Raw genomic sequence first — 24,682 nt, 5'->3', positions numbered from 1 at the left:
TCCAAACTTGATCCTTTGAAAATTTAATGAAAACCATAAACCAAAAAATTAGTAAAATATTATATAATATATTAGTATATTCAAAGCAGAACCTCAATTAACTGAGAGAATTGTCGGACAGCCTCTAAAGGATGGGGTGGCCGCCCGCAATTTGATTTAATTTTCGATAATTCTATTTGGTTCAGTTATGGTTTTTGTCAGGTTCAGTTATCATTTATACTTGATTCATCTGCCGTTTTTGTTAATTTCCTGGTTTTACTTTTCTGTAAAGGAACACAGCAAGCAGAGAAACTGCTCCGTAAATGATCTCAAACCCGGGAGCATCTGTTTTATTCTCAAGTGCGTATTCAACACTTGAAGTGTTTATTCTTGAATCATTCTCTCCATTAAGGGCGGCAGCTTTCGATCCATTCTGGGGATCAAGTTCCACATTGGAAATTCCGCTATCCTCAGTTTGGTTGTAATAGGTTCCGTTACCGCCTGCTTCAACAGCTCTGGTTACGTTACCGGAACTTCCATTTGCACCTGTTGCGTTTTCGCCAGTTTCGTTATCCACGGTTGTATTGTTCCCAGAGCCGTTTTCAACAGGATTGGTAACCATAACAGGATGGGTAACAATTACTGCGGAAGTTTTTGAATCTGTTCCATTTTTATTTGTAGCGCTGAAGGTAACAGTGTAAGCCCCCATTGTCGTAAACACATGAACCGGATTTTCCTCAGTAGAGTCGATCTTCCCGTCACTCTCAAAGTCCCAGCTCCATGAGTCTGCATTTTCGGACAGGTCGGTAAACTGGACTGCAAGAGGAGCAGAGCCATTGCTATTGTTCATTTCGAAGTTTGCTTCCGGAGGTCCGAGCTGCTGTGACTTGGATGATGAAATAAGAGGTAACTTATCAGAGTAGGTGCTTTGCGAGAGCCTGTATTCGGAGTCTGCAATTCCGTCTCCATTCGCATCTACTGCTGTATCCGAAAAACCTGTACCTTCAGGTTCTGCCCAGAAATTACCTCCAAGATAGGGGCCGCCTACAATATTCTCACCTTCGGTCTTTTCTGTGTTGTAGGCATTTCCAACTCCATTTTGAACCTCTGCATTGGCGGTGTTGTTGAAATAGTTATTATAAATCAGATTATCATCACTCTCTGGACAGACAAAAAGGCCGTAAACGTCGTTTAAGGATACATTATTGCCTGTAAGCGTGTTACTGTCGGAAGTGCTGATATGGACGCCAGTGTCTTTATTATCCGAAGCCGTATTTCCGGAGAAGGTATTATTGGTTGAGGCCGATAATAGGATCCCATATTCTCCATTATTTGTAACCACGTTATTTGAGAGCGTATTGCCTTTTGAGTTCAAAAGATAAATTCCATAGCCGTTGTTCTGAATTTTATTATTCTCAATGATGCAGTTATTACATTCTGAGAGACAGATTCCGGAATAGCTGTTTTTTGTTCCTGTAATCCCAAGTCCACTAATTTTTACTTTATCAGCCTGCAAGGAGATTACATGATTGTCTGAGCTCTTAGCCGTAATCATCGTGTCATCAGGATTCCCGGATTCCGAAGATATTACGAGGTTATCTTTGTCTATTTTGATATTCTCGATATAGGTTCCGGGTTTTAAGATAATTACATCACCTGAGACTGCATTGTCCAATGCGGTTTGTATCGAATCTCCAGGCTGGACGTAAACCTCAGCCGCAGCTCCGATGCCCGAGCCTAATGTTAAGAGGAGAAAAACTTCCAATAAAATAATTAACCTGTTCAATTTGATTCCCCAGTACATTCAAAGTATGGGTGATACTTCGATTAATTAACCGGGAATTAATATAAAGCAATATAAGTATATTGGTACAAATTATAATTGCACTATGATATTAATATTCATCTTAAATTATAGTTTAACAAATTATCGTTAATTTATTCAATTTAACTTAACATTATACCACTCAGATTAAATTAATCAAAGAAACTTTATATAAGCTAGTGCTATGGAAATTTATTTATAAATCATTATAATTAAGAAAAGTACTATGAATGAAGTGTTGTCTATGTATTAACGTATCATAATCAAGTTGCCATGACACTGATGTAAAAAATCAAAAAAATATAAAATATCGGAAAGTGACTTAACTAATGTGAAATCATCTTAACTGAAACGAAAAATAAGCAAACTGATTTTTAATGTGCCTGAGTAATTATAGACAAAGTATAAGGAAAAGTAAAGCTTTGATCTGTTGATATTAATATATTACTCTCTATTACCTCAAGTTTCACTTATTACTCTCTATCACCTCGAGTCTATAAGCTATCTGAACCAGTGCTAACCTAATTAAGGCTACCGTCATAACAAGTACGAGATGATTGCAAGTATGATAAAGATTATGACGAGCCACTTTGCAATGTCCATTGATAAACCGGCAACTCCCCTTGCGCCCAGTATATATGCAATCAATGCCAATATTAGAAAGACCACAGCAAGTCCTATCAAACCCGGCATATTTCACTCCCCCAGTGATTATTTACCCGATAAACCAATTATTAGATTAAAGGTATTTATAATTTGACTGTCGAAGTAAGTCGTCTTGTTATATATTGACATGTTTTTTTAATTGGAATCGTCCCTTTTAAAATTTGATATAACTTTTTTAAGTCTTTCCTAGATATCGCAATTAAACAGTATCAGATAAAGACAAAGGAAAATAGAAGAAAATGAAGGAAAATAAGAAGAGTCAGCAAGAGTAAAAAGAAAACTGAAAGAGACTACAGGCCAGAAAGCCTTATGGAACAATCTTTCTGGCTTCAATATAATATCTCTTCTCATTTTCCTTTCCAAGGGAAAAAGATTTTCTTGGAAGAACCCCTTTCTTTTTAATTAGAGAAAAGAAATCGCTCTGTTTTAATGAGGGGAGGAAGAAACCGATATTACCCTGTTTTTTTCCAAGTTTTTCCACAACTTCAGGATCATGTTCATATTCGATCGAATAATTCTCAATGATCTCGTCAAGGGTTTCAACCTCAAGATCGTAAACAGGATTATCAAAAACCAGCACACCAGACCTGTCTTTTGTAATAAATCCTATTGAATGTCCTGCAACCGGGAAATCGGCATTTGAGGGGGAGGTGCTAGTTTCTTCGATTCTTGCATCAAATTTTTTGAGCAGTTCTTCAGGTTCAATTCCGCTTACAACCCTGTGAATAGGTTCAAAGGACAGCCCGGGGTCGTGAACATTTACAAGTTCAACCATTGCGTATCTTGCAGGATGATCGGCCTGTACGGTCCCTTTAATTTGTTCCCAGAAGCTCTTTGCAGCAGCAAGGCTGTGGTTTCCATCACCAACAAGAAGGGTTCCCAGGTTCAGGATTTTCTCCGAAATTTCTTTAATTATCTTTTCATTACTGATCCTGTAACCTGCAACGTGGCCGCCGTTTTCCATCAGGTCAAAATCATAAACCTTGTCTTCTTCACAAACAAAATTATCAGGGTTTCTGGGGATAACCGAGAAAGAAGGGTCATCATATAACACTAAGATGTGCGAGAGTTCCAGTTCTGCGTTTTCCCTTATCCTAACTCTTGCTGGAAGCCTTTCTTTAATAGTGCCTTCCGTTGGTTTGATAAATGATTCGGACCCGTTGAACTGGTATTCTTCCAGGTCTATTGCAACAACAAGCCCGGTTCTTTTCTTATCTGAGACCGAACGCCTTACAAGAATAAAACAGGGGCCGTGGTCAACGAGAAGTTTTTTGTAGTCACTTATAGTTTTATGAATCTTATTTACTCTATTCTCATCTAGCGGAAGATATATTTCCGGATAAATTAAATTAAAAGTAGAGGGGGTATCTCCAATAAATTCTTCAACTCTTTTCCAGTATTCCGGATCCTGAGTGTGCTGATCACAGGCAATCACTGCCCACTTTTCCCAATTATCTTTTGGAAGAAGAATGCGTGGAACATGTAAAACCATGGTATGTTAAAAAAAGAGAGAGAATATAAAGATTTCTAAATTCCTTTTCTGAGTACACAGATTAAAGAAAAGCAAATTTATAAAAATAAATTTATAAAAAAGTTTATTTTACTGTGCTGTATCCGGCATTTTTCCATGCAGTCATGCTGCCAAGCACATTATATACATTATTATAGCCATTCTTTTTCAAAATAGAAGCTGCTATACTGGAACGTCTGGAACTGTCACAATAAACAATTACCTGAGAGTCCTTTGGAACTTTATCCATGTTTTTATTAAGTTTCCCAACGTATATATGTTTAGCTCCCTGAATGTGCCCTTCATTCCATTCTTTTTCCTTCCTCACATCCAGTAGTGTCATCTCCTCGTGCTTCTCCAGTTTATTCTTCAGATCGTGGACCGAGATCAAACTAACTTCGTCTACGGGTAAAGCTTTCATATACCAGGCTGAAATTCCGTCGTTCAAAAAACCCGTTATATTGTCATAGCCCAGACGGACCAGATACCTTACAGCAGTTTCAAGCTGTTCTTTTTCCTCCAGCACGAGGAGTATGGGTTTATTATAAGGAAGAACCCAGCCCGCAAATGAAGGTACCACTCCGAGCCAGATGCTGTAGGAGTTTCTGATATGCGCTCCTCCAAAGGAATGAGGCATGCGCATATCAACGACCACTGCTCCTTTTTCTATTTTCTTCCTGAACTCCGCGGGTGAAAGCGGCTTCGGAGTAGGCAGGCCCTGCAGCAGAGGAGGTCCTTGCAGGTTGTACTGTTCCATTTTCTTGAAGTAAGGAGGGAAATCAAGCTGCTCTTCAAGTTTGAACTTAATAAATTCTTCTCTGTTTGTTTTCTGAAGAGCAGGATTCTGTACACGCTCAAGTCCAAGCGTACTGTAGTCCCGTTTAGCAATAGCTCCTCCGCAAACCGAGCCTGAGCCATGTGCAGGACATAGTATTACTCCATCTCCCAGTGGAAGGATTTTGTTAAATATACTGTCGTAGAGATTTGCTGCCAGCCCTGGAGCTTCCCCTGGGCCATAGAGATCGATTCTTCCGGTATCGCCTACAAACAGGGCATCTCCTGTAAAAACCATTACTGGCTCTTTTCCTGTATCAAGGTCTGTCAGGACATAGGACATACTCTCGTCGGTATGTCCCGGAGTATGTAAAGCCGTCAATTCCATTGAGCCTAAATCAAACTCCTGGCCTTCATTCAAGTAGTTCCCGTATTTGAAATCCACTCCGTGGCCATGATAAATCTCTGCGTCTGTAAGCTTCTTCAATTCCAGGGAACCGATTACGTAGTCTTCATTTCTGTGGGTTTCAAAAATATATTTTATGTTCATACCCTCTCTTCTGGCAAGTTCGACATAGACCTGACAGTCTCTTCGAGGATCGATAACTATGGCTTCATTTTCCGAACCAATGAAATAGGAAAGATGAGCCAGACCTTCAGATTTAATGCGTTCAAATATCAAGCTAAGCCCCCCTTCGGCTTTATATTATGTTTATGAAATAAGTTTTTGCTTGTTGCAGATTTCTCTTTGCCTAATTATATAACCGCATATTTCATATTTTTTATGAAAAATCCCATACCCAACATTTTATAAAAAATTATCTCGTAATAATTCAGGATGTATCCATAAAGCCTGTAAACATTAACTACAGTACAGTTCCCAATAAGAATCAGAAAACCATTCTAGATGTGCTTTTATGTAGAAAAGAAAAAAGGTATCCTCTTCAAATTCAATGGAGAATTTTCCAACTCGAAAAATTCACAACAATTTAATTATACAGTTATAAAGTTGAATGCATCGCTTGAGGTTATTTTTCAAACTTAATTAAATTTTTAAATTTTCAGTAAATACATGAAATTTACTTTTACCCATACAATTGAAGAGGATACGATAAAATTTATTTTTGCCTGATAATATTTTTGACCCGCCTGTCCCATTCCGTAGACTCGAAAAGCTCCTTCAGTTCAGGAGAATCATCGATAAAGCAGAAACCCCAGTAAACCGCAGGCATGAACTCCCTTTTCCAGTGATCCTTTTTCTTCTTGTCGAGGAACTGGTAGGTTTCCGAAGACGAGAGGCGGCTTACGAACCCCAGAACCTTTACAAGTTCAGGGATAGTCTTCTGGGTCGAACCGAGTTTCAGGCATTTAAGCCTGAGGCTGTCTATTTTTCGGAAATCGGGCTCGAAATTCAGAGTTTTTAAGATCCGGTTTTTCTCAGGCATCGAGAGGTGTCCACCGTTATACTTGAGGGAGTTTAGGGCCTGAAGTTTTAGCAGCCATTCGACTTCCCCGAAAACCTTGGGTTTATGCTGCCTTGAAACATCCCCGAGTCTGCGGTCTTCATAAGCTTCCCGCTTGAGCTTATTTATATTGCCTGCAAGCTCTGCAAGTTCTTCTGCATCCCTAAGTTCCCTAACCCGAAACCTCAGGGTAGCCCGCATGAGTTCACGCTTTTCCCGCTCAAAAGCTCCTATGTCTTTCTCCTCGGTCAGTGCAAGCAGGCGTGAAAAATACTTTGCCCGGATGGATGTTGGAGGAAGCCTTACCGGGATTTCCCGAATCTGAGCCCTTTTTCTTTTTCCCTTCCCTTTTCTTTGAGGTCCAAATTCTACCTTCTTAATCTCGATCTTTCCTTCCTCGATTGCCCTGGCTGCATCGCCTTCTGAAAAAAGTTCTTCAAGGCGGATCTCAGGCTGTAGCATCTGCACCTGGTCAACCTTTTCCCCGGAAAAAACACCTTCTCCAAAGCGCTGGTAGAGAGAATCAATACTATCCGAAATCTCGAAGATATTGCCCTGTTTCTTTCCTGAGATTGAAGAAAGCCTTGTCACCCTTCCTACCTGCTGTTCAAAGAGCCGCATACTCAGAGTAGGGCGCAGCAAAATAAGGGCTTCAAGTTCCGGAAAATCAAACCCTTCAATCAGCATACCTACGGTGCATAGAACATAAGGTGGCTTTCCCATTTCCCTGAAAGCTGCAAGAATGGCATTTTGTTCATTTTTGGGTAGTTCCGAGCTTATAAAAACGGCGTCCTGAAACTCACCTTCAGGGGTATAATTCTCAAAATTTAAAGGCAGGATAGGCTCAGGGTCCTTTTCGGATTCAGGGATCGAAATTTCCCCATTGAAGACAGAGGAGGTAAGCTTTGCATGGAAAGCGTTAATTTCCTTATCATCAGCCCCTACTCCATAGACACGCTTCCTCACAGGAGCGCAAAAGACAAGCGTTTTTGCATGCTTGTGTTTTATCATAGACTCGTACACATCTTTTGCAAGCTGGGTTCGTCGAATAACCTTTTTCAACTTGTCAGGAGTGCTGCAGTCAAGGAAAAGGTCCTGCTTATCAAGTTCATCAAGCCCTCTTTCAAAATCGAAGATCTCAAAGATATCCTCCGAACTCTCGGCAATCGTGTACTTAAGGGGGGCAAGTTCGTTGTCCAGGATGCATTCAGGAAGGGTTTTTGCGTAGACTTCTCTCATATCTCCTGCAATTTCATCCACGAACTTGACATTCCCGACAACCCCCTGGAATGGGGTTGCAGTCATTCCCAGGATTTTTGTCCTTTCCCCCAATTCATTGAGAAAATCGTTTCCTCGATTGTTAATGAAATTGTGTATCTCATCCACTATTGCAAGGTCGGTAAGTTCAAGAATCAGGTTCTTGATCTCAGAGCTCTGTTTTCCAAGTACGGTCTGAAGCGAGGCAAAAAGAACAAAACCCTTATCTTTTTCCTGCCCAAAAACCCTTAAAGTTTCAGCAAGTTCTTTTCGGTCTACCTTATGCTTGGATGAGAGAAGTGCACTGTTGGGAAAAAGGGGCCGTTTTTTCTTCCTGTCATAATAGGTCTGGCTAAGAAGAGGATTGTTTTTCGAGACAAGGAAAAGCACGACTTTTCCTTCGTCGTAGTACTTCTTCATTATATGTTTCGAAAGAAAGGTTTTACCCCAGCCTGTAGGAACCTTGATATAGCCTCTCTGATTGGTTTTAAGATATTTTAGAATATCCTCAAAAATTTTCTTTTTATCTTTTCTCAAGGGCTCAAGCTCGACGGTTTCCATACCGACTGCGGTCTCATTTGAAATTGTCATCAGTTACGCTGTCCTTACACTTGTCAATGTAAAAATTTGATATCAAAACCAGAAAGTACCTTACAAAGGATTTCTGGGAAATTGGTATAATCTATAACAGGAAATTCTGCATGTAATTATAAACTCAATAAGAAGTAACTCCCCATAACTTACAAATAACTAGTAAAAATTCCATTTAGTAAAAATTTCATTCCAAAATGCTTAGATCGGGATATTTTCGTCCAGAAACGGAGAAGAACAAACCTAGAACTACTTTTATTTAAAAGGACTCCTCTTTCAATAATAAGAATTACATCAATATATATGTTATGCTAAAAAGCCAGAAGAAACAGGCAAACAGGGAATTTTTGCTTCCTCTGGCAGTTTCCGAAAACTTTTTTTGAGAAGTGTTCAGAAAATTACAATATGTTCATTTTTTGGAAAAGTTCTTAATATATTAAGTTCATAAAATATTAATATGTTTAAACGAACTTTGGTCTTCCAGAAAGGTATTTTGAGAGGGGCAGTTTCCTATACGGTTTTCCTGCAATTTCGCCTTTAATTCTGTCGTTAAGCTCTTCCGGAGTAATTTGAACTTTTTTAGGCTTGTTCTGTTCGGATTCGGCCCGAATGGTTACATTAATGGTGCCGTTCTCGATTTCTTTATCTCCAATGACAACCACGTAAGGAACCCATTCCCTGCCTGCTTCCCTCACTTTCTTTCCTATTGACAGGTCACGGTCGTCAATATCAACCCTGCAGTCTAGCTTCTGTGAAACCTCTTCGGCAAAAGCGACGTGTTTTTCTGAGATTGGCACAATCCTGACCTGGGTAGGAGAAAGCCATACTGGCAGCATAGGAACCTTTCCTTCTTCGGTTTCCATTGCAGCTTTTTCGAGAAGAGCATAAATGCAGCGTTCGATTGCCCCGCTTGGAGAGCAGTGAAGCACGGTAGGCCTTTCCAGTTTGCCGTCAGCATTTACGTAAGAAATATCATACCTTTCGGCATTTTCGACATCAATCTGGACCGTGGAAAGTGCACTTGCCTTCGCAAGAGCGTCTACGAAATTAAACTCGAACTTGAGCACGAAATAGAAGAAACGAGTATCCCACATCTCAACAAGCACAGGTTTGTCGACGGTCCTTGCCATATTGACCACAAGCTCTTTATTCGACTCGTAAAAGTCCTTGGTAAAGCGGATGGCTACCTCATAATCCTTAATATGGATTCCTATATTTTCAAGCACATTAATGCAGAGGTCATACTGCTTTTTGAACTGGTCTACAGCCTGGTCCATGTCCTCGCAAAGGCTGTGCATATCAGGCATGGTAAAAGCCCTGAGTCTTCTCAAGCCCACAAGTTCTCCCCGCTGTTCCTTTCTGAAACTGTAGCGGGTCATTTCGATCATCCGAAGAGGCAGGTTCCTGTAGGAAATCGTCATGTCGTGGTTCATAAGGAACTGCCCGAAACAGGCTGCAAAACGCAGGAACATATGCCGCTTGTCGGACTCAATGGAGTACTGCCTTGCAGGGAACCTGTCCAGATATTTTTTAAGAGTCGGATGGTTCATGTCATACATGATAGGAGTTTCAACTTCCATTGCCCCGAAATCGGTTGCGACATCAAGCACATAATTTTCAAGAAGGGCTTTTATAAGTCTCCCTTTAGGGTAATATCGCATGTTTCCGGAATCAGAACCTGGTTCGTAGTCCGCAAGCTCAAGCCTCCGCATAAGCTCAACATGAGGAGGAGCACGTTCAACAGCTCTGCTCTTGGAAATTTCGTAGTTTACAAACTGCTGGAGTTTGGGGTAAGGCGTAAGGTCGAAATTTTCGATTTCGTGAAGTTCTCCATCAGGGGTAAGGATACGCCAGTAAGACTTTGCCGTACCTTCGGCTTTGAGGGCTTCGGAAACAACCTCTTCTTTTTCTCCACCTGCCTCGACTTTGCCTGCTGCTTTTTGAGTTCCTTCGGGGCGTATGCTCCTGGAGAGTTCGGAAAGTGGGTGCCCTTTACAGCTGATACTAAAAGCCTTATACCACCCGAAAGGAGCGCGTTTGACCTCATATTTACCTGAGAGTGCAGTCTCTATCCCTTTCAGTACCTTTACTGCAACTTTCGGAGAAGAAAGATCAGAACTTAAGTGAGCGTAAGGATAGAGCATTATACGGTTGGTTTTGACCTGAGTAGCTACCTTTTCAATTTCGGAAGCCGTCTTTTCTATAGTGTCTTCAGGATTTGCCTCATCTACACTTTCAACAGCCATAAAAGCGGTAAGTGCTTCCTCAAGCCTGCCGGACTTTAAGGATTCTTCAATTTTTTCAGCAACTGGAGTTTGTTTTTTGGTTTCGTATTCAATATAATCAGAGTGAATGAGCAATAATTGCATTCTATCACCTAGTGCTCCTATGAGGAATTCTGTAGTGCTTCTTTATGGGATTTTGTTCCGAATTATTTTCGGCCTGTAATTTATCCCGAATTATTTTCGGTCTGTAATTCTGTCCCTAAGTAGTTTCGGTTGAATCAAACAATTGATTCATATAAGACTGACTGAGGTCTGTACCGTCAGTAGATCTTGATTTAAAGGGGTAACGAAGAATATATGACAGTCCTAATATCCTTCAACAATATAAAATAATCCCTTTCGATTGATATTTTTGGGCATATCCTGGAAAACTCCATGATCTCCTATGTTTTTCGGTACATTTTCTGAGTTTAACTCAAAATTACTTTTCCGAGCCAGCTTTATTGGGATGTCCCATTTTCTTGAGGTCTGCGCAGGTCTCGGCAAGTTCCGGATGGGTGTGATCTTGATAAACCCTGTAAGCCGCAACCAGAGCCCCGAGAAGAATAGGGGCTGCAAAAAATCCTGCAATCCCTCCGACAAAAGCCCCGCCCAAGAAGGCAAGCATAAGCAGCATCGGGTGAATCTTGGACTGCAGGCTGGTCAGATAGGGCCTGAGAATCAGCTCTGGAGGGCCGTAGATAATGATTGAGGATACTATAAAGAAAGTAGCTGCGCTTTTAAACCCTAACTCAAAGTACCGCAGTAAAGCTAGAGGCAATAGCACCATGTAACCGGCAAAAAGAGGAATTATCGAAGCTATGAAGATGAGGGTCGCCAGGGCAAGCACATGGGTAAATCCAAAAGCGTAGAAAACAATAACTGAGGTTACGCTTACTATTAGAGCAGAGTATGCATTGCCTATGAAAACTCCTTTAAGGATTATATCAAGATGATGCGCGTAACGGTTTACAACTTCTTTGTACTCTTTTGGGATCACACCAAGAAATGCGCAGTAAAGCCGATCCCCATCAGCGAGTATAAAATAGCAGAAAATGATCGAGATTACAAAATTAATGAAAAATAGACCGATACTCTGGGCATATGAAAGAAATCCTATACTGCCTACTGCAGGGAGCAGCGAGGTAAAGAGGTCCCATATGGCAGAATTAATACTTTCTATGATTCTATCCGGAATGTTCAGAGAGTTTATGATATTTAGAATTGATGCCGCAACTGCCGTCTTATGTCCAATAATCCAGGAGACCTGGTTAAGGATCTCAACAATACCTGCCCCGACAATAAACACTATAGGGATGAATATGCACAAACTGGCAACGAGTGCTCCTATTTTTCTGTGCTTTTTGAATTTTACCCGGATAGGCCTGGCAATGTAAGCAAAGACTATGCCAAGCACGATTCCATCTGCGAGGGGCAGCAGAATTAGAAATGCAAAGTACAGAAGCAGCGCTACAGCCAGTGCTGCTCCAATTTTCCATCGGTTGGCTATGATCTGACTTACGCCGTCAGGGCTTTGGCTTAGTCTCATTTTTCAGTTCCGTTTGAATAGATAAATTATAGAGGTTCAAATCAAGTATACAGATCGAAACAAGGTATATAGGTTTAATCAGTACAGGTCGAAACAAGGTATATGGATTTAATCAGTACAGGTCGAAACAAGGTATATAGGTTTAATCAGTACAGATCGAAATAAGGTATATGGATTTAATCAGTATACAGGTCGAAATAAGGTATACAGGTTTAAATCAATTTATGGAAGAAAATGGTGAATTGCAAGTTCCAAACTTTATTAGAAAGTGTTATATCTAAATATATTTAGAAACTATTTAAAAATATCACAGAGATGTGAAATTTGGATTTCTGGCAGATCACACCTTTAACTTTTGATCCAGGTCAGGTACGAGCTTATCAAAGTATCGAGTTACCACACAGGACTCTGTACATTTTCCGCATCTGATGCAGGCTTCGCTTACATGCGGCATTTTCCCTTCGAGAGAAGCCGCCCCTACAGGACAGGCTTTTACACAGATCCCACAGCCAGTACAGCGAGAAAGCCTTGTAAACTGCTTTGCAGCCTCCTTAAAAAGTGAAACTGCTTTTTCCTTTGTTTCCGAACTTGCAAGCAGATTCCCGTTCGAAAAAAACTTTACAGTTCCGGTCCCGGTTTTAACCAGCAACATCCCCAGGTCTTCCGCATAAATCGTGTTTCCGAGAACATTGATGAAGCTTGCAGCTTCTTTTTCCCTGATGCCCTTCACAGCTGCTTCTATTGAATAGCCTCCTGCCCGGCAGGGAGAAATTCCTGACACGACTTCAATTTCAAAGTCTTCAGTTTTTTCTCTGGCAAGCACGGAAATCTCTAACTCTTTAGCCAGTTTTAACATCTTGGGAGGCAGTTCTTTCCAGCGCCAGAACCCATGCTCTACGAATTTTTCGGACAGCCCTCTGGACTTTGCCCACTCCAGCAGAAAAGCGTTCCACTTTGCATACATTTCAGGGTGCAGGTCTTTTACCCTGGCGTATTCTGCAGCAAGGGCAGACGGGCAAAGCCAGCAGCCTACCCTTTCAAAGCCAAGGTCATAGAGAGGATTGTAGGAGAGCTGCCTCCAGTGTATGTAAAGCCACACCTCAATCGCCTTCCAATCCCTTATAGGAAAGATGTTGAGCTGGGCAGGGACAAAAGGATTTGTCTCACTTGCTGCAATCCTTGCCCTTGAGAACGATTCGTGCTTACGCTTACCGTCAATTGTAAGATAAGCCACATCACTGTTTCCTTTTCGAGATGAGGCTTCTTTCTGTGTATCGAAGTTCCCTGCTGATGCAAGCTTGCAGACCTTACAGCACCAGCGAAAATCCTTTGCAGGAGGCCCGAATTTTCCTACCTGCTCCCAGAAAGTGGAACCTGCATTTGCCTCTATGAGTGAAATTTCCCTTTCCCGGCAAAAATTTCGTACAAACTCGACAGTTTCCGGGAACTCAATCCCTGTGTTCAGGAAGAAAGCTTTGAGCTCCCTTTGCTTAAGGGACGCCCGCGCCAGGTCAAGCACCACAAGACTGTCTTTCCCGCCGCTGAAGGAGACATAAACAGGCAGGTTTTTATATTCTTTCCTGGAAATAATCCCGCGAATAGTATTGATTGCATTCTTCCCAAGCACCTGGAGATGTTTTTTGTTTGCCTCTATGCATGCCGCAAGATCCAGAGTCTCAGGACGAAGTAACGCTTCACTGCTATCAATCTTCCTGATCCTGAGAACTTTTGTTCCGGTTCCGGTTGAAGATTCCACTTTTGTCCTGGCTCCGCTTGAAGACTCCAATTCAGTCCGGTTCTCGGGCTCAGGCAGGTTTTTCAGGCCCGAAAAATCCGCGCCGTCAACTAAAGAAACTCCATAGCCTGTCAGACTGCCTGCAGTAACAAGGACAAAGTCTCCTGCTTTTATATTGCTGTCGAAAGCTTCAACAGATTCTGCTGTGACATTTTTTCCGTTAAGGTGCCGTTTTGTTTTCTTAAGCTCGACTTTCCTGCTTTTAGCATGTTTCAGGAGAATTTTTGCGCCCTGGAGAGAGGGTTCAAAACTGTAATCCATTTTAGAGAGCTCAAACCGGAGAATTCCGAAAATAAAGCCATTTACGAGCACTTCATCAGTTTTGTCTTCTCCTGGGATTTTGTTTAGAAGAATTAGCTTATCTCCAAGAGGATTGCAACCAAAAGCTGAGTGAAGCTGCCTGTCTATGATTTCTTGCTCGTAAGGAGAGCAAAAACGAACATCTGCAGGCTGAGAGAGTTGAAGGACTTCCCCTTTGCTGCCGCATATTCCACATTTTTCTCCTATAAGAGGCAAGTTACATTTTTCGCACCAGAAAATTTTATTGTCTTCATACTCAAAACGCTGGACGTTCTTTTTCTTCGCAGGGACCAAGTCCTGACTTCCTTTATAGCCAGCGCTTTTGCCGGAAGTGTGTTTTCCCTCAGAAGGCTTTCCTTTAAAACCTGGAGATTTGTTTTTTACCCTGCTTTGCCGTGTCCGAGAGTTTTTTCTATCTGAAGTTCTGGAAGCTTTATTATCCAAGGTTCGGGAAGTTTTATTATCCGAATTCCGGGCTTTCTTTGTGCCCTGATAACTTTTATCTGTTTTCTGTGAGCCCGAAACCTGGAGTTTTTCTTTTTTCTGCTGCATGAAAATCCTGGTTAGTAGTTTGAAGAAATCATTAAATATTTGATCTTTCAGTTTTATGGTTCAGTCGCACGATGAATGTATTTATCAATATTTAGCGTTATTCCTTGATACATGAAGGGTGATATGATGGAATCATACGCTACTTCTCAAGATTTGACTTTAAATTGTTGGGCGAGATCATTAAAGAGATTAAATACGTTTTATCCCACAATTATTTTGCTTTTCCAATTTTTTTATTCCAATTATATATTGAGTCTATCCCAAAAGCCACTTTACTCTTAATCGTTGGGAATTCTCAGAATTGTTTTCATGATCTTGATCTTGATCTTGATTGATTATTCGAAATACGATGCCCAAGAAGCAAATTTCAAGTTTTTGGATGAACTCATTGTATATAATTGACCCACTATCTTACTCCAACTTATAACTTGTTTCATTTTACATGATTATTCCATAATACAAAATGGAATTAAAACTTGCTCAATATTTAACTTTTTGCGCCGATTGCTATTGTATCGTGTATTGAACTTTCAAATGGCTTTGAATTTACGAAATTATTTCAGGATACAACAGTTGATGACCGGATAATAATAATTAGTGGAATACTGGTAATTAAGGGAAAAACGACGGGATATTCCGTAAAAACAATTATTCTCACGTACTACTCCTGCTTCAGTACTTAATCCATATAGGACTTACGCAGTTGAACTGGAAAATCAACATCATTGGACTATTAACTATCTAAAATTGGACTTTAATCCTCAGTCTTTGCCGCAATTGATTTTATTCCTCACGTGTGTAAATTTTACCATATGTATCATTAAGATACTCTCCTACTTTTGTATCCACTAATTCAAGTGCTTGATAATCTTTCTCTGTGATATTATCAGGATATCTACTCCATATATCTGCCATAGATTGTTTCATAGATTGCTTTTCTTGATCAGAAGCGCTGCAATTGTCAATATACTGAAATAGGGTTTTCTGCTCTTCTTTACCTGCAATAAGCAAATACCAGTAAGGTCTATTTTCTGTGATTAGATCTGCGGAAACCGCCGGTTCTTGTTCTTCAACCAATTCAGCTTCTGACCCATCTATGTCCTCAGCTTTTGACCCATTCATGTCCTGTTTTACTTTTTCAAAACTCAAGACTGACACAAAAATCAAACTTAAAATTAGTAATGCTATGAGTAACATGTTAGTTTTTAACTTTTGCTTACCTTTCATTCTTCCAATCACCAAAATAAATATTTATTTTAGTTTGCTTGATGAACTTAGAATTCATCTAATAGATACATAGATTTTCCATTTGACTTTTTAAAATGATCATGAATTTTTTGTATATTATTGTAATTTGTGATACTGTATGTTTTTAGATCTGCAGAGCTTATACCTATTTAAAATCGTTATAACAGGCTAACATTGACAACTGTTAGTAATAATACTTAAAATTTTGTAAAACTATTAATTTACATTTATGTTACTTTTCACATATTTTGAAACTTCTACTTAATAACAAAAATAGTGAGAAAATTCACTTTTCATATATTTTACAAGCCCGTTGTTATATTTTTTACCAGCAATCCGAAAATTCCGTGTATACTTAACAAGATTAAAATCTGATTTAAATTTCGTCGAGTTATTGTATATTTTATAAAATATAGTCTTCAAATATTGATTATTATAAGTTGCCAGGCTTAGTGCAGACTTTGAAGGGTCTATTTATCTATTTTTGATCAAATTTTTGGTATACAATTTAACAGATAGCATGAATCTCAGATAAAATATAGATACTATCCAAAAAGTCAGATGCCAAAAGTGCTAAAATGGGACAAAAATCTCCACTCATTTACTTTATAGTGAGTGTAAAGCTGAAAAATCAGAGGCAATTTGACGAAATTTATGAATACTGTCAATTGATTTCATTCGAATACCCCGCTAGCTTGCAGTGGGGTGCGCCAACACAACTTTGATTTTTGACAAAAAATTGAAGCTCCCTACTAAATTTAATTTATATTGTCAAACTAAGGATGTATTAAGGAATACCACAAATTATTTATCAATATATTAAAATTGTGAGGTTTAGAAAGCTTCAGCAGTCCAAAAAAATTGTTTTATTCTAAACTCTAAGTAATTTGGAGATCAATTAAAAACTCAGCAGCTTAATAAAAAGTTTAATCTATTAAATAAAGGAAATCTGACTGACAAAGAACTCTTTTTGTCAAGAAAGGAATTAATACAGCAAATAAAAATTATTATCACAAGTAAAATTCACATATCTAAAATAATTCACATATCTAAAATAATTCACATATCTATAATAAATGTTACTACATCCAATATCACTGTATCCAAAATCACATTAAATATAAAAATTATAATTATATATAATTGTGAGTATATTAAGCTTCCTTCTATATTAAGGGCTTATTTTCGAGGTTAACACGGTATGAAATATGATGTTGTTGTGGTTGGAGCCGGGCCAGTGGGATCCACTGCAGCTCGCTATGCAGCCCTGAATGGGGCCAAGGTTCTCCTGCTTGAAGAGCATGCTTTCATAGGGTCGCCTGTAAGCTGTACCGGACTTTTGAGCACCAGAGCGGTTGCAGAGTGTGAGCTCAAGCCTTCGGACGAGTTTGTGTTCAATTCCGTGCGTGGAGCCTTTGTACATGCTCCAGATGGGCAATGCCTGCCAATCGATGGAAAGCAGACCAAAGCGTATGTAGTCTCGCGGAAAAACTTCGACCGCGCCCTTGCAATAAGGGCTGTGGAAGAAGGTGTGGAACTCTCTCTCAGGACAAGAGCTGTAGGACTCGAAATGCCGAGTCCAAAAACCGATAAAGAGGAACAGCAAAATTCTACGGTAAAACTCAAGGTACTGAAAAACGGCAAACCTGAAACAATATGCACATCCACCGTGATAGGGGCAGACGGTGTAAAAAGCCGGATAGCCAGCTATGCAGGACTTGAAAAGCCTGCCAGCGTACTTCCGGGGATCCAGATAGAAGCCCCTTATGCCTCGGATGACAGCGACTTTGTTGAACTTTTTCCGGGTTCTGTTGCTCCAGGCTTTTTTGCCTGGACTGTACCTGTTAATGAAAAAATTTCAAGGATTGCACTTGCCCTTGAACCTGGGCTTGCCTGGAAAAATGGGCACGAAGAGAACTCTCCTCTTTCTTATCTTGAGAATTTCCTCCGCTCCAACCCTCATGTAAAAGAGAGATACTCAGGAGGTATGCTTGATTTTGTAGTGGGTGGAATCCCGATAGGCCCTCAGAAAAAAACGGTATCTGATGGGGTTCTGCTGGTTGGTGATGCGGCAGGGCAGACAAAACCAACATCAGGAGGAGGAGTCTACACCGGGGCTTTTGCGGCAAAAATTGCTGGAAAGGTTGCTGCACAGGCTGCCCTTGAAGGAGATACCTCGGCAAAGCGGCTTGCCGAGTATGACCAGCTCTGGCGGAAGGGTCTTGAAAGAGAGCTTGAAATAGGCATGAAAATCCATGATTACATCGGGAAACTTGAAGACAGGCAGTTCAATGACCTTATAGGTTCGCTAAACACCCCTTCGATTCTCAACACGATTACCGAGTACGGAGACATGGACCATCCTTCTATCCTTCTGAGAAAGCTTATGTTTTCAGGAAATTCCTTCAGACTTATGAAAGCTTTCGGAACATTCTTAAGGACACTCTTTTGACATCACGCAGCCCCTTAAAATTAAGGCTTTTTTGTTTTTACTGGCTTTAGATGAAATGGACCGAAAGGGTTTGAGGCTCATGCTGTCCTCAAAGAGAAAGGTGTGCAGAAGGATTAAAAAGGATTAGTATTCAGCAGGTATTTAACTTTCTGGAACCCATTATTTTAAAGTGGGTACTTGTGAAGTGGGGTAACTGTGGTTTTTCGTTCCAAGCTCCTTGAAGACGTCAAGCAGCACCTGTGCACCTGTGCTGAGGCCTTAAGCTCACGCCTGACATGGAAGCATTTCTGGAAATGCCTATGAGAGAACTCTATGTTTCTCGGACTGTCCACATGGAGGTGGTTCTATAAAAGTTTTTAAAGGCTTCCGGGTGCAGTACAATGAAGCTCTGGGCCCTGCAAAGGGGGGCGTACGTTTTCATCCTGACGTTACTATGGAAACTACGAGAGCCCTTGCAGCCCTCATGACCTGGAAATGTGTCCTTCATAAGCTGCCCCTTGGAGGAGCAAAAGGCGGGGTTATTTGTAACCCAAAAGAACTTTCACATCGGGAAATCGAGCGCCTGAGCAGGGTCTACATACGTGGGATTTACCAGATAATAGGTCCGGAGAGAGATATCCCTGCCCCTGATGTTTATACAAATCCGTAGGTTATGGCCTGGATGATGGACGAATACTCGAAACTCGCAGGCAGGAATGTGTTCTGTTCCATTACAGGCAAGCCGACAAGCCTTGGAGGCTCGGCAGGTAGATATGATGCCACGGCAAGAGGCGGTTTATATACAATAAGGGAAGCTGCAGAAAGAATTGGAATAAGCCTGGAAGCTTCAAGGGTTGCAGTTCATGGCTTCGGAAACGTAGGATATCATGCCGCTTATCTTGCAAAGAAACTGTACGGCTGCAAGGTTGTAGCTGTAAGCGACAGCAAAGGTGCGATTTTTTCACCCTATGGGCTTGACCCCGAAGACGTTTCAGGCCATAAGCACTCAACTGGTTCGGTGCGGGACTATCCCGGAGCAGAGAACCTAACTAATGAAGAGTTGCGTGAACTGGATGTTGAAATCCTGATTCCGGCTTCTCTTGAAAACATAATAACTGAAGAGAACGCGGGAAACATTAAAGCCAGGATTCTTGCCGAGATGGCTAACGGCCCGACTACAGTTGAAGGAGAAGCAATCCTGAATTCAAAAGGAGTTCATATCATCCCAGATATTCTGCAATGGAGGCGGAGTTATTGTTTCATATTTTGAAATGGTACAGAACCAGTCAAACACGCAGTTGGAAGAAGAGGAAGTTCAGAATTGTCTGGAGAGAAAGATGAAAGAAGGATATTGTTCGATATATGATTTCGCCTCAAAAAAGAATGTTGAGATGCGGCAGGCTTCATATACCCTTGCTGTCGGCAGAGTGGTTGAAGCTATGCAGCTCAGGGGCTGGATATAAAAAACAGGAAAAAGACCGGAGCAAAAAATAATCTCTCAATGCAGGATACAAAATACAAAATTTTGGAACTGACTGAGGTTTATCGAAGCAGGGATGACTCAAATGTACAGATGCGGCAATTGCGGATACCTTTACAACCCTGATCGTGGGGATTCCTCACAATCCATAGCTCCGGATACGCCTTTTCAAGGTCTCCCAAAATCATGGAAATGTCCGAGATGCGGAGCCCCCAAAGAGAAGTTTAAAAAAGTTTAACCTCAGACTTTCAAAAAAACAGTGCATAAACAGATGCATGTTATAAATCTTCTGCGTTCATCCTGTTTCTTTCAAAGTTAAGAATTTTTCTAATGATTATTTTTTTAGGTCCTACCCATAGCTCCTCATTTTCAGGGTAATTTTCCCTTACATACTCCGAAAGCTCATTTATGCTCATATTTTCAAGTTTTCTACTGAGTAGATTGAGATCCTCCACAAAAACACCTTCCTTACAGGTTTAAGCTTTAGTCTGGGTTGTAATACTGAATTTGATATTATTTGTATATTTTTATCTAAAGATTTAATCTGAACTTTTTATCCGAATCTTTTTCTAAATTTTTTATTGGGGATATTACCTGAATAACCGAAAAGAAAGCAACCAAAAAAAGCAACCGAAAAGAACTTTCCAGAATTGTCTTCCGGTTTTACTCTTGTCTACTCGGACAACGGGAGCTGTTTTCCGGAAGAAGTGGATTTCAAAAATTCGAAAACTCTGGGCTTGCAACTTGTAAATGCTCTCGTTGAACAGATTAACGGAACAATTGAGCTTGAAAGAGGGAACGAAACAAAATACACTGCCAGGTTTGAAGATAAAAGATAATCCTCAAAAAATGGAAACTATTTCTTGCATTTTATAATTCAATTAATTTTGCTGTCAAAACTGAGATTCATTTGTTTTCCTTTTCCTCTTCTTAATTGAGTTTTCCTAGCTGGGTTTCTTTTAACTTATTCTGAAAGCAATCTTTTTTGTATATTACAGTTTTTTTTCAATTCAGAATGTTTTTGTCATATAAGCTCAGAAATAGTATTCTTGTGTATCAAACTTTTTTTTAAAAAAAGTTTGATCAAAAATTCTCTCAAAAACAGCGCGGTGTGAGTTGAACCAGATAATATAGGCTTCTGCTAAGAACTCATCTGGAACTTGATGTTATTTGGAGTTTGATATTTCTGGTACTTCAGGTTTTAGAATTGTCTGGTACCTCAGGTTTTAGAATTGATATAACTGATATTTTATATGACATAAGGAAAAAAATATTAAAAATATATACAGTGAGGATAGGCGAATTGTGAATGCTAATAGGAATTGATGTCGGAGGCACTACCACGGATGCAGTGCTTATCCAGAATGGAGAAGTGTACAGTACTGCCAAGGTTTCCACTGAACACGGAAATCTGCTAAATTCCCTGCTTGAGGCCCTTGATGCTGTCAGCAAAGATGTCCCTCCTGAGCAGCTGGAAAGAGTAGTGTTCAGTACAACCGTGATAACAAATCTCATTGCCGAAGGCAAAACTGACCGTGTAGCCCTGGTATTAATTCCAGGACCCGGGGTTAACCCGGCAAGTTATACTTTTCCTGACAGCTTTTATCTAAAAGGGGCTATGGATTACAGGGGAAGGGAAATTGATCCACTCGATGAGGCCGAGGTCAGGAGAACCGTAGGTTTGGTCCGGGAATCTGGATTTTCAAGAGCAGCCATTATAAGTAAGTTCGGGCAGAGGAACCCTTCTCACGAACTCAGGGTAGAGGAAATCTTCAGGGAAGACTATCCTGACTGCAAACTGGAACTAGGGCATAAGGTTTCGGGGAAGCTAAATTTCCCAAGACGGATAGCAACTGCCATGCTTGCCTCTGCCACCAGGGAACGCTATCAGGAGTTCGTTGAGAAAATTAAGAAAGCACTTGAGGAAAGAAACATCAGGGCTCCTGTGTATATCCTGAAAGCCGATGGAGGAACTCTCCCGGTTGAGAAATCAATAGAATTTCCTGTGGAAACCATCTTTTCGGGCCCTGCTGCCAGCACAATTGGAGCGCTTGCCCTTACTCCTGAAGGGCAGACCTCAGTGGTAGTAGATATAGGAGGGACTACCACAGACCTTGCATTAATTCTGTCAGGCAAGCCTCTTTTTGCTTCTAAAGGCGCAAAACTCGGAGGTTTCCTTACACATGTCCGGGCTTTTGCAGTCCGCTCGATAGCTGCGGGGGGAGATAGTGTTGTAAGGGTTAAGGACCGGAACCCTGGCACAAAACAGATAACAATCGGCCCTGATAGGGCGGGTCCGGCTTACTGCATGGGAGGAAAAGAAACTACCCCTACGGATGCCCTGAAGTTCCTCGGGCTTATCGAGGTAGGAAATCCCGAACGTGCAAGCGAGGCGATCAAAGCCACAGCTTCTGAGCTTGGGAAATCAGATACTGAAACTGCATCCCTGATTGTAGATAAAGTATCACGGATGATTGCTGATGCGGTAAATGAGATGTTTTTTGAATGGAAACAGGAGCCTGCCTATCGGGTATGGGAGGTCCTGCAGGAGAAAAAGACAAGACCTGAAAATGTGGTTGGAATTGGAGGAGGCGCGAAGGGGCTTATTGCAGAGATTGCAAAAAAACTTAATGCAAACCCTGTAATTCCCGAGCATGCCGAGGTGGGAAACGCCATTGGAGCAGCTGTTGCAAGGCCCACGATTACTCTTAACCTGCACATTGATACTGAACAGAAAGTGTACTCTGTTGCTGAGGAAGGGGAGATTGTCAGTTTAAACACAACAAAGTTCAAGAACTTGAATAAAATCAGCCTCGACGAAGCTGAAACCCTGGCAGCCAAACTCTTGAATGAACGTGCAGAAGACTTCGGAATTTCCGAGTATGCAGATGAAGCCGAGATTGTTAATAGTGAAGTCTTCAATGTCGTCAATGGCTGGTATACTACAGGGCGGCTTTTTGACGTAAACATGCAGATTCCTGCAGGCCTGATACCGGAATGGAAAAGGAGGGAAAAAGCATGAAACTGGGGCTTGGAAGACTCAAGGATGTGCTGAAGACTGGCTCAGGAACAGCTCCCGTAGAAGGGGAAAAAGAGCAGGCAGAAAATAAAGATAAAGCCGAGAAAGAAGAGATGCAGACAATAAAAAGTGAAGAAAACAAGTTTGAAATATCCGAGGAAAAGGAAGGAAATACAATGGAACTGAAAAAGACCGGGTTGGAAGCGAAAAAAGGACTATTATCCCCGGCAGACCGCACTAAGGCCGAGAAGACAGGCCTTATTTTCTTCCCTGCTTTTGACTGGGCAATTTCACCAACCCACCCCGAAAGAGAAGAGCGCCTTCTTTATACCAGAGACCAGATCTTTGAAGAAGGTCTGATGGATCTGCCAGAAATAGCCGAATATAAACCTCGCCTTGCAGAGTACAGGGATATTGCCAGAGTACATTTCTGTGTGCCTGATATAAAAGCCCAGGCTACAACCCCTCACCTGATCGCAGCAGGTAGTTGCCTGGTGCTTGGGGATGCCCTGATGAAGGGAGAGGTCAAAAATGCTTTTGCGCTTATCCGCCCGCCTGGACATCATGCAATGACAGTCGCACATGGAAACCGGGGATTTTGTAATATCAATAACGAAGCTATCCTTGTCGAGTATCTGAGAAAAACATACGGAATCCGCAAGATTGCGATTGTAGATACCGATGTGCATCATGGGGATGGAACTCAGGATATTTTCTATAATGATCCTGATGTGCTTTTTATTTCCTTCCACCAGGACGGAAGGACTCTTTACCCTGGCTCTGGCTTTATGAGTGAACTGGGAGGCCCAAAAGCCCTTGGAAGGACTATCAATATTCCCCTGCCGCCAGGGACCCCTGATGAGGGAATACTTTATGTGCTCGATTCCCTGGTGCTTCCTATTCTTAAGGATTTCAAACCTGAGCTTGTCCTGAACTCTGCGGGACAGGATAACCACTACACCGACCCTCTCGCAAATATGCGCTTTTCCGCGCAGGGTTACGCAAAATTGAATGAAAAACTTGCTCCTGATATGGCTGTGCTTGAAGGAGGTTACGCAATCCAGAGTGCACTGCCTTATGTGAATACAGGTATAATCCTTGCAATGGCAGGGCTTGATTATTCCTGCGTAAGGGAACCCGATTTCAAGCCAGGAATGTTTGTCCAGGCTTCAAGGGATAAAAAAACCCTGGAAGAAATAGTTGCAACCCAGCTTGAAAACTGGAAAAACCGGGATAGGTTTGTAGAAGCTGAAGTGTCAAAACACGGAGACTTCTACCGCCGAAAAAAACAGATCTTTTACGACACGGATATGATTCAGGAGTTTCAGGAAGAAACCATCAGGATGTGCCCTGACTGTCTGGGCTACAAAACCATTGACTCCCACGCTCATGGGGGCGTAGGCAATCCCAGGATCTTCGGGGTTTCGATTCCGATCTACGCCTGTGAGAAGTGCCAGGCTGAAGCCAGAGAAGAGTACAAGAAAAAGCTAATTCATCCGGAATATGATTACGTTTACCTGCAGGATAAAAAACAGGATGAATACAGAGCGTATAATACAAGAACAAAGAGGGAAACGGTTTATTAAGGTGGAATAAGATTTTTTAAATATAAAATGAGGTATGAAAAGTTATACAGGCTTTTTTCTTGTTTTTTTCTTTTCTTTCTCCTTTTTCTTTTTTGTCATTTCTTCTTATGCTTATTTTTGTTACTTGTGCCTATATTTCTGCTATTTTTTTGAATGAAATCATTAAAACACACATAGATATCATATAATAATTTTTTATAAAGAAAGCATTGTTTTTTGGAAAAACTTCCAAAATATATTAATTTTACTCTTGGCTATCAAAACAATCAGGTTCTTAGCAGGCTTGCATCATATAGTAAAAGCCTGGATCGTCTGACCAAAAAACAGCTGAAAATGTATGTCATACCGTTAATTCCAATAGTCAAGCGAGGATGGAGGCTCTCAAATTAGAAT

Annotated in this window: 16 protein-coding genes and 1 pseudogene; 7 read left to right on the top strand and 10 right to left on the bottom strand. The window is 41.0% G+C overall.

Annotation, left to right across the window (positions count from 1 at the left end; translation table 11 throughout):
* Positions 1–241: 241 nt before the first annotated feature.
* The 9 genes from A9239_RS16345 to A9239_RS16305 form a co-directional block, all read right to left on the bottom strand.
* Positions 242–1,765, bottom strand: coding sequence for a NosD domain-containing protein (locus tag A9239_RS16345; RefSeq protein ID WP_052712802.1), 1,524 nt, complete (start codon positions 1,763–1,765; stop codon positions 242–244).
* A 576-nt stretch (positions 1,766–2,341) separates the two neighbouring features.
* Positions 2,342–2,497 carry a DUF1328 domain-containing protein gene (locus A9239_RS16340; protein WP_048102912.1) on the bottom strand — a complete coding sequence of 52 codons (156 nt, stop codon included), beginning with the start codon at positions 2,495–2,497 and terminating at the stop codon, positions 2,342–2,344.
* A 280-nt stretch (positions 2,498–2,777) separates the two neighbouring features.
* A complete protein-coding gene (locus A9239_RS16335; RefSeq protein WP_048117459.1) occupies positions 2,778–3,962 on the bottom strand; it encodes a DUF1015 domain-containing protein in 1,185 nt (394 codons plus the stop codon).
* A 103-nt stretch (positions 3,963–4,065) separates the two neighbouring features.
* Positions 4,066–5,436 (bottom strand): rhodanese-like domain-containing protein, encoded by a 1,371-nt coding sequence (locus A9239_RS16330; protein WP_048155507.1) that lies wholly within the window; start codon positions 5,434–5,436, stop codon positions 4,066–4,068.
* A gap of 436 nt (positions 5,437–5,872) precedes the next feature.
* Complete coding sequence (locus tag A9239_RS16325) at positions 5,873–8,065, bottom strand: DEAD/DEAH box helicase (RefSeq protein ID WP_048117451.1); 2,193 nt, start codon at positions 8,063–8,065, stop codon at positions 5,873–5,875.
* Between the two features lie 461 nt (positions 8,066–8,526).
* Positions 8,527–10,434 (bottom strand): threonine--tRNA ligase, encoded by a 1,908-nt coding sequence (locus tag A9239_RS16320; protein WP_048117448.1) that lies wholly within the window; start codon positions 10,432–10,434, stop codon positions 8,527–8,529.
* A gap of 337 nt (positions 10,435–10,771) precedes the next feature.
* Positions 10,772–11,878: an AI-2E family transporter gene (locus A9239_RS16315; RefSeq protein WP_048117445.1), complete on the bottom strand. Its 1,107-nt coding sequence runs from the start codon at positions 11,876–11,878 to the stop codon at positions 10,772–10,774.
* A 340-nt stretch (positions 11,879–12,218) separates the two neighbouring features.
* Positions 12,219–14,525 (bottom strand): phosphoadenosine phosphosulfate reductase family protein, encoded by a 2,307-nt coding sequence (locus A9239_RS16310; RefSeq protein ID WP_048155510.1) that lies wholly within the window; start codon positions 14,523–14,525, stop codon positions 12,219–12,221.
* 783 nt (positions 14,526–15,308) lie between these two features.
* Positions 15,309–15,752, bottom strand: coding sequence for a hypothetical protein (locus tag A9239_RS16305; protein ID WP_052712805.1), 444 nt, complete (start codon positions 15,750–15,752; stop codon positions 15,309–15,311).
* A gap of 1,222 nt (positions 15,753–16,974) precedes the next feature.
* On the opposite strand from A9239_RS16305, the gene A9239_RS16300 reads away from it, so the two are divergent.
* The 4 genes and pseudogenes from A9239_RS16300 (at position 16,975) to A9239_RS18615 (ending at position 19,922) form a co-directional block, all read left to right on the top strand.
* Positions 16,975–18,225, top strand: coding sequence for an NAD(P)/FAD-dependent oxidoreductase (locus A9239_RS16300; RefSeq protein WP_048117439.1), 1,251 nt, complete (start codon positions 16,975–16,977; stop codon positions 18,223–18,225).
* 370 nt (positions 18,226–18,595) lie between these two features.
* The gene (locus A9239_RS20695; protein WP_230629153.1) at positions 18,596–18,874 is read left to right on the top strand and encodes a Glu/Leu/Phe/Val dehydrogenase dimerization domain-containing protein; all 279 of its coding nucleotides are present in this window, start codon (positions 18,596–18,598) and stop codon (positions 18,872–18,874) included.
* Between the two features lie 3 nt (positions 18,875–18,877).
* Positions 18,878–19,667: pseudogene (locus A9239_RS20690) on the top strand (Glu/Leu/Phe/Val dehydrogenase).
* Between the two features lie 93 nt (positions 19,668–19,760).
* Positions 19,761–19,922, top strand: a complete 162-nt coding sequence (locus A9239_RS18615) for a rubredoxin (RefSeq protein ID WP_080941451.1) — start codon at positions 19,761–19,763, stop codon at positions 19,920–19,922.
* A gap of 40 nt (positions 19,923–19,962) precedes the next feature.
* Here the strand turns inward: A9239_RS18615 and A9239_RS19770 are convergent, their stop codons facing one another.
* Entirely contained in the window at positions 19,963–20,139 is a 177-nt protein-coding gene (locus tag A9239_RS19770; protein WP_176722175.1) for a hypothetical protein, read from the bottom strand.
* 195 nt (positions 20,140–20,334) lie between these two features.
* Here A9239_RS19770 and A9239_RS16290 point away from each other — a divergent pair, with 195 nt between their 5' ends.
* From A9239_RS16290 to A9239_RS16280, 3 genes are all read left to right on the top strand, one after another.
* The gene (locus A9239_RS16290; protein ID WP_048117436.1) at positions 20,335–20,523 is read left to right on the top strand and encodes a sensor histidine kinase; all 189 of its coding nucleotides are present in this window, start codon (positions 20,335–20,337) and stop codon (positions 20,521–20,523) included.
* Between the two features lie 470 nt (positions 20,524–20,993).
* Complete coding sequence (locus A9239_RS16285) at positions 20,994–22,706, top strand: hydantoinase/oxoprolinase family protein (protein ID WP_048117433.1); 1,713 nt, start codon at positions 20,994–20,996, stop codon at positions 22,704–22,706.
* Positions 22,703–24,289 (top strand): histone deacetylase, encoded by a 1,587-nt coding sequence (locus tag A9239_RS16280; RefSeq protein WP_048117430.1) that lies wholly within the window; start codon positions 22,703–22,705, stop codon positions 24,287–24,289. The genes A9239_RS16285 and A9239_RS16280 overlap by 4 nt, the downstream gene beginning before the upstream one ends.
* Positions 24,290–24,682 lie beyond the last annotated feature (393 nt).

The organism is Methanosarcina sp. A14 (assembly GCF_001729375.1).
GTDB lineage: Archaea > Halobacteriota > Methanosarcinia > Methanosarcinales > Methanosarcinaceae > Methanosarcina > Methanosarcina barkeri.
The sequence above is the reverse complement of the archived record's forward strand: the minus strand, read 5'-3'. Positions and strand labels throughout refer to the sequence as shown.

Excerpts from the sequence above, each read along its gene's own strand:
- A9239_RS16340 (WP_048102912.1), bottom strand. The coding sequence starts at position 2,497 with ATGCCGGGTTTGATAGGACTTGCTGTGGTCTTTCTAATATTGGCATTG.
- A9239_RS16335 (WP_048117459.1), bottom strand. The coding sequence starts at position 3,962 with ATGGTTTTACATGTTCCACGCATTCTTCTTCCAAAAGATAATTGGGAA.
- A9239_RS16325 (WP_048117451.1), bottom strand. The coding sequence starts at position 8,065 with ATGACAATTTCAAATGAGACCGCAGTCGGTATGGAAACCGTCGAGCTT.
- A9239_RS16320 (WP_048117448.1), bottom strand. The coding sequence starts at position 10,434 with ATGCAATTATTGCTCATTCACTCTGATTATATTGAATACGAAACCAAA.
- A9239_RS16315 (WP_048117445.1), bottom strand. The coding sequence starts at position 11,878 with ATGAGACTAAGCCAAAGCCCTGACGGCGTAAGTCAGATCATAGCCAAC.
- A9239_RS16310 (WP_048155510.1), bottom strand. The coding sequence starts at position 14,525 with ATGCAGCAGAAAAAAGAAAAACTCCAGGTTTCGGGCTCACAGAAAACA.
- A9239_RS16305 (WP_052712805.1), bottom strand. The coding sequence starts at position 15,752 with ATGAAAGGTAAGCAAAAGTTAAAAACTAACATGTTACTCATAGCATTA.
- A9239_RS16300 (WP_048117439.1), top strand. The coding sequence starts at position 16,975 with ATGAAATATGATGTTGTTGTGGTTGGAGCCGGGCCAGTGGGATCCACT.
- A9239_RS18615 (WP_080941451.1), top strand. The coding sequence starts at position 19,761 with ATGACTCAAATGTACAGATGCGGCAATTGCGGATACCTTTACAACCCT.
- A9239_RS16285 (WP_048117433.1), top strand. The coding sequence starts at position 20,994 with ATGCTAATAGGAATTGATGTCGGAGGCACTACCACGGATGCAGTGCTT.
- A9239_RS16280 (WP_048117430.1), top strand. The coding sequence starts at position 22,703 with ATGAAACTGGGGCTTGGAAGACTCAAGGATGTGCTGAAGACTGGCTCA.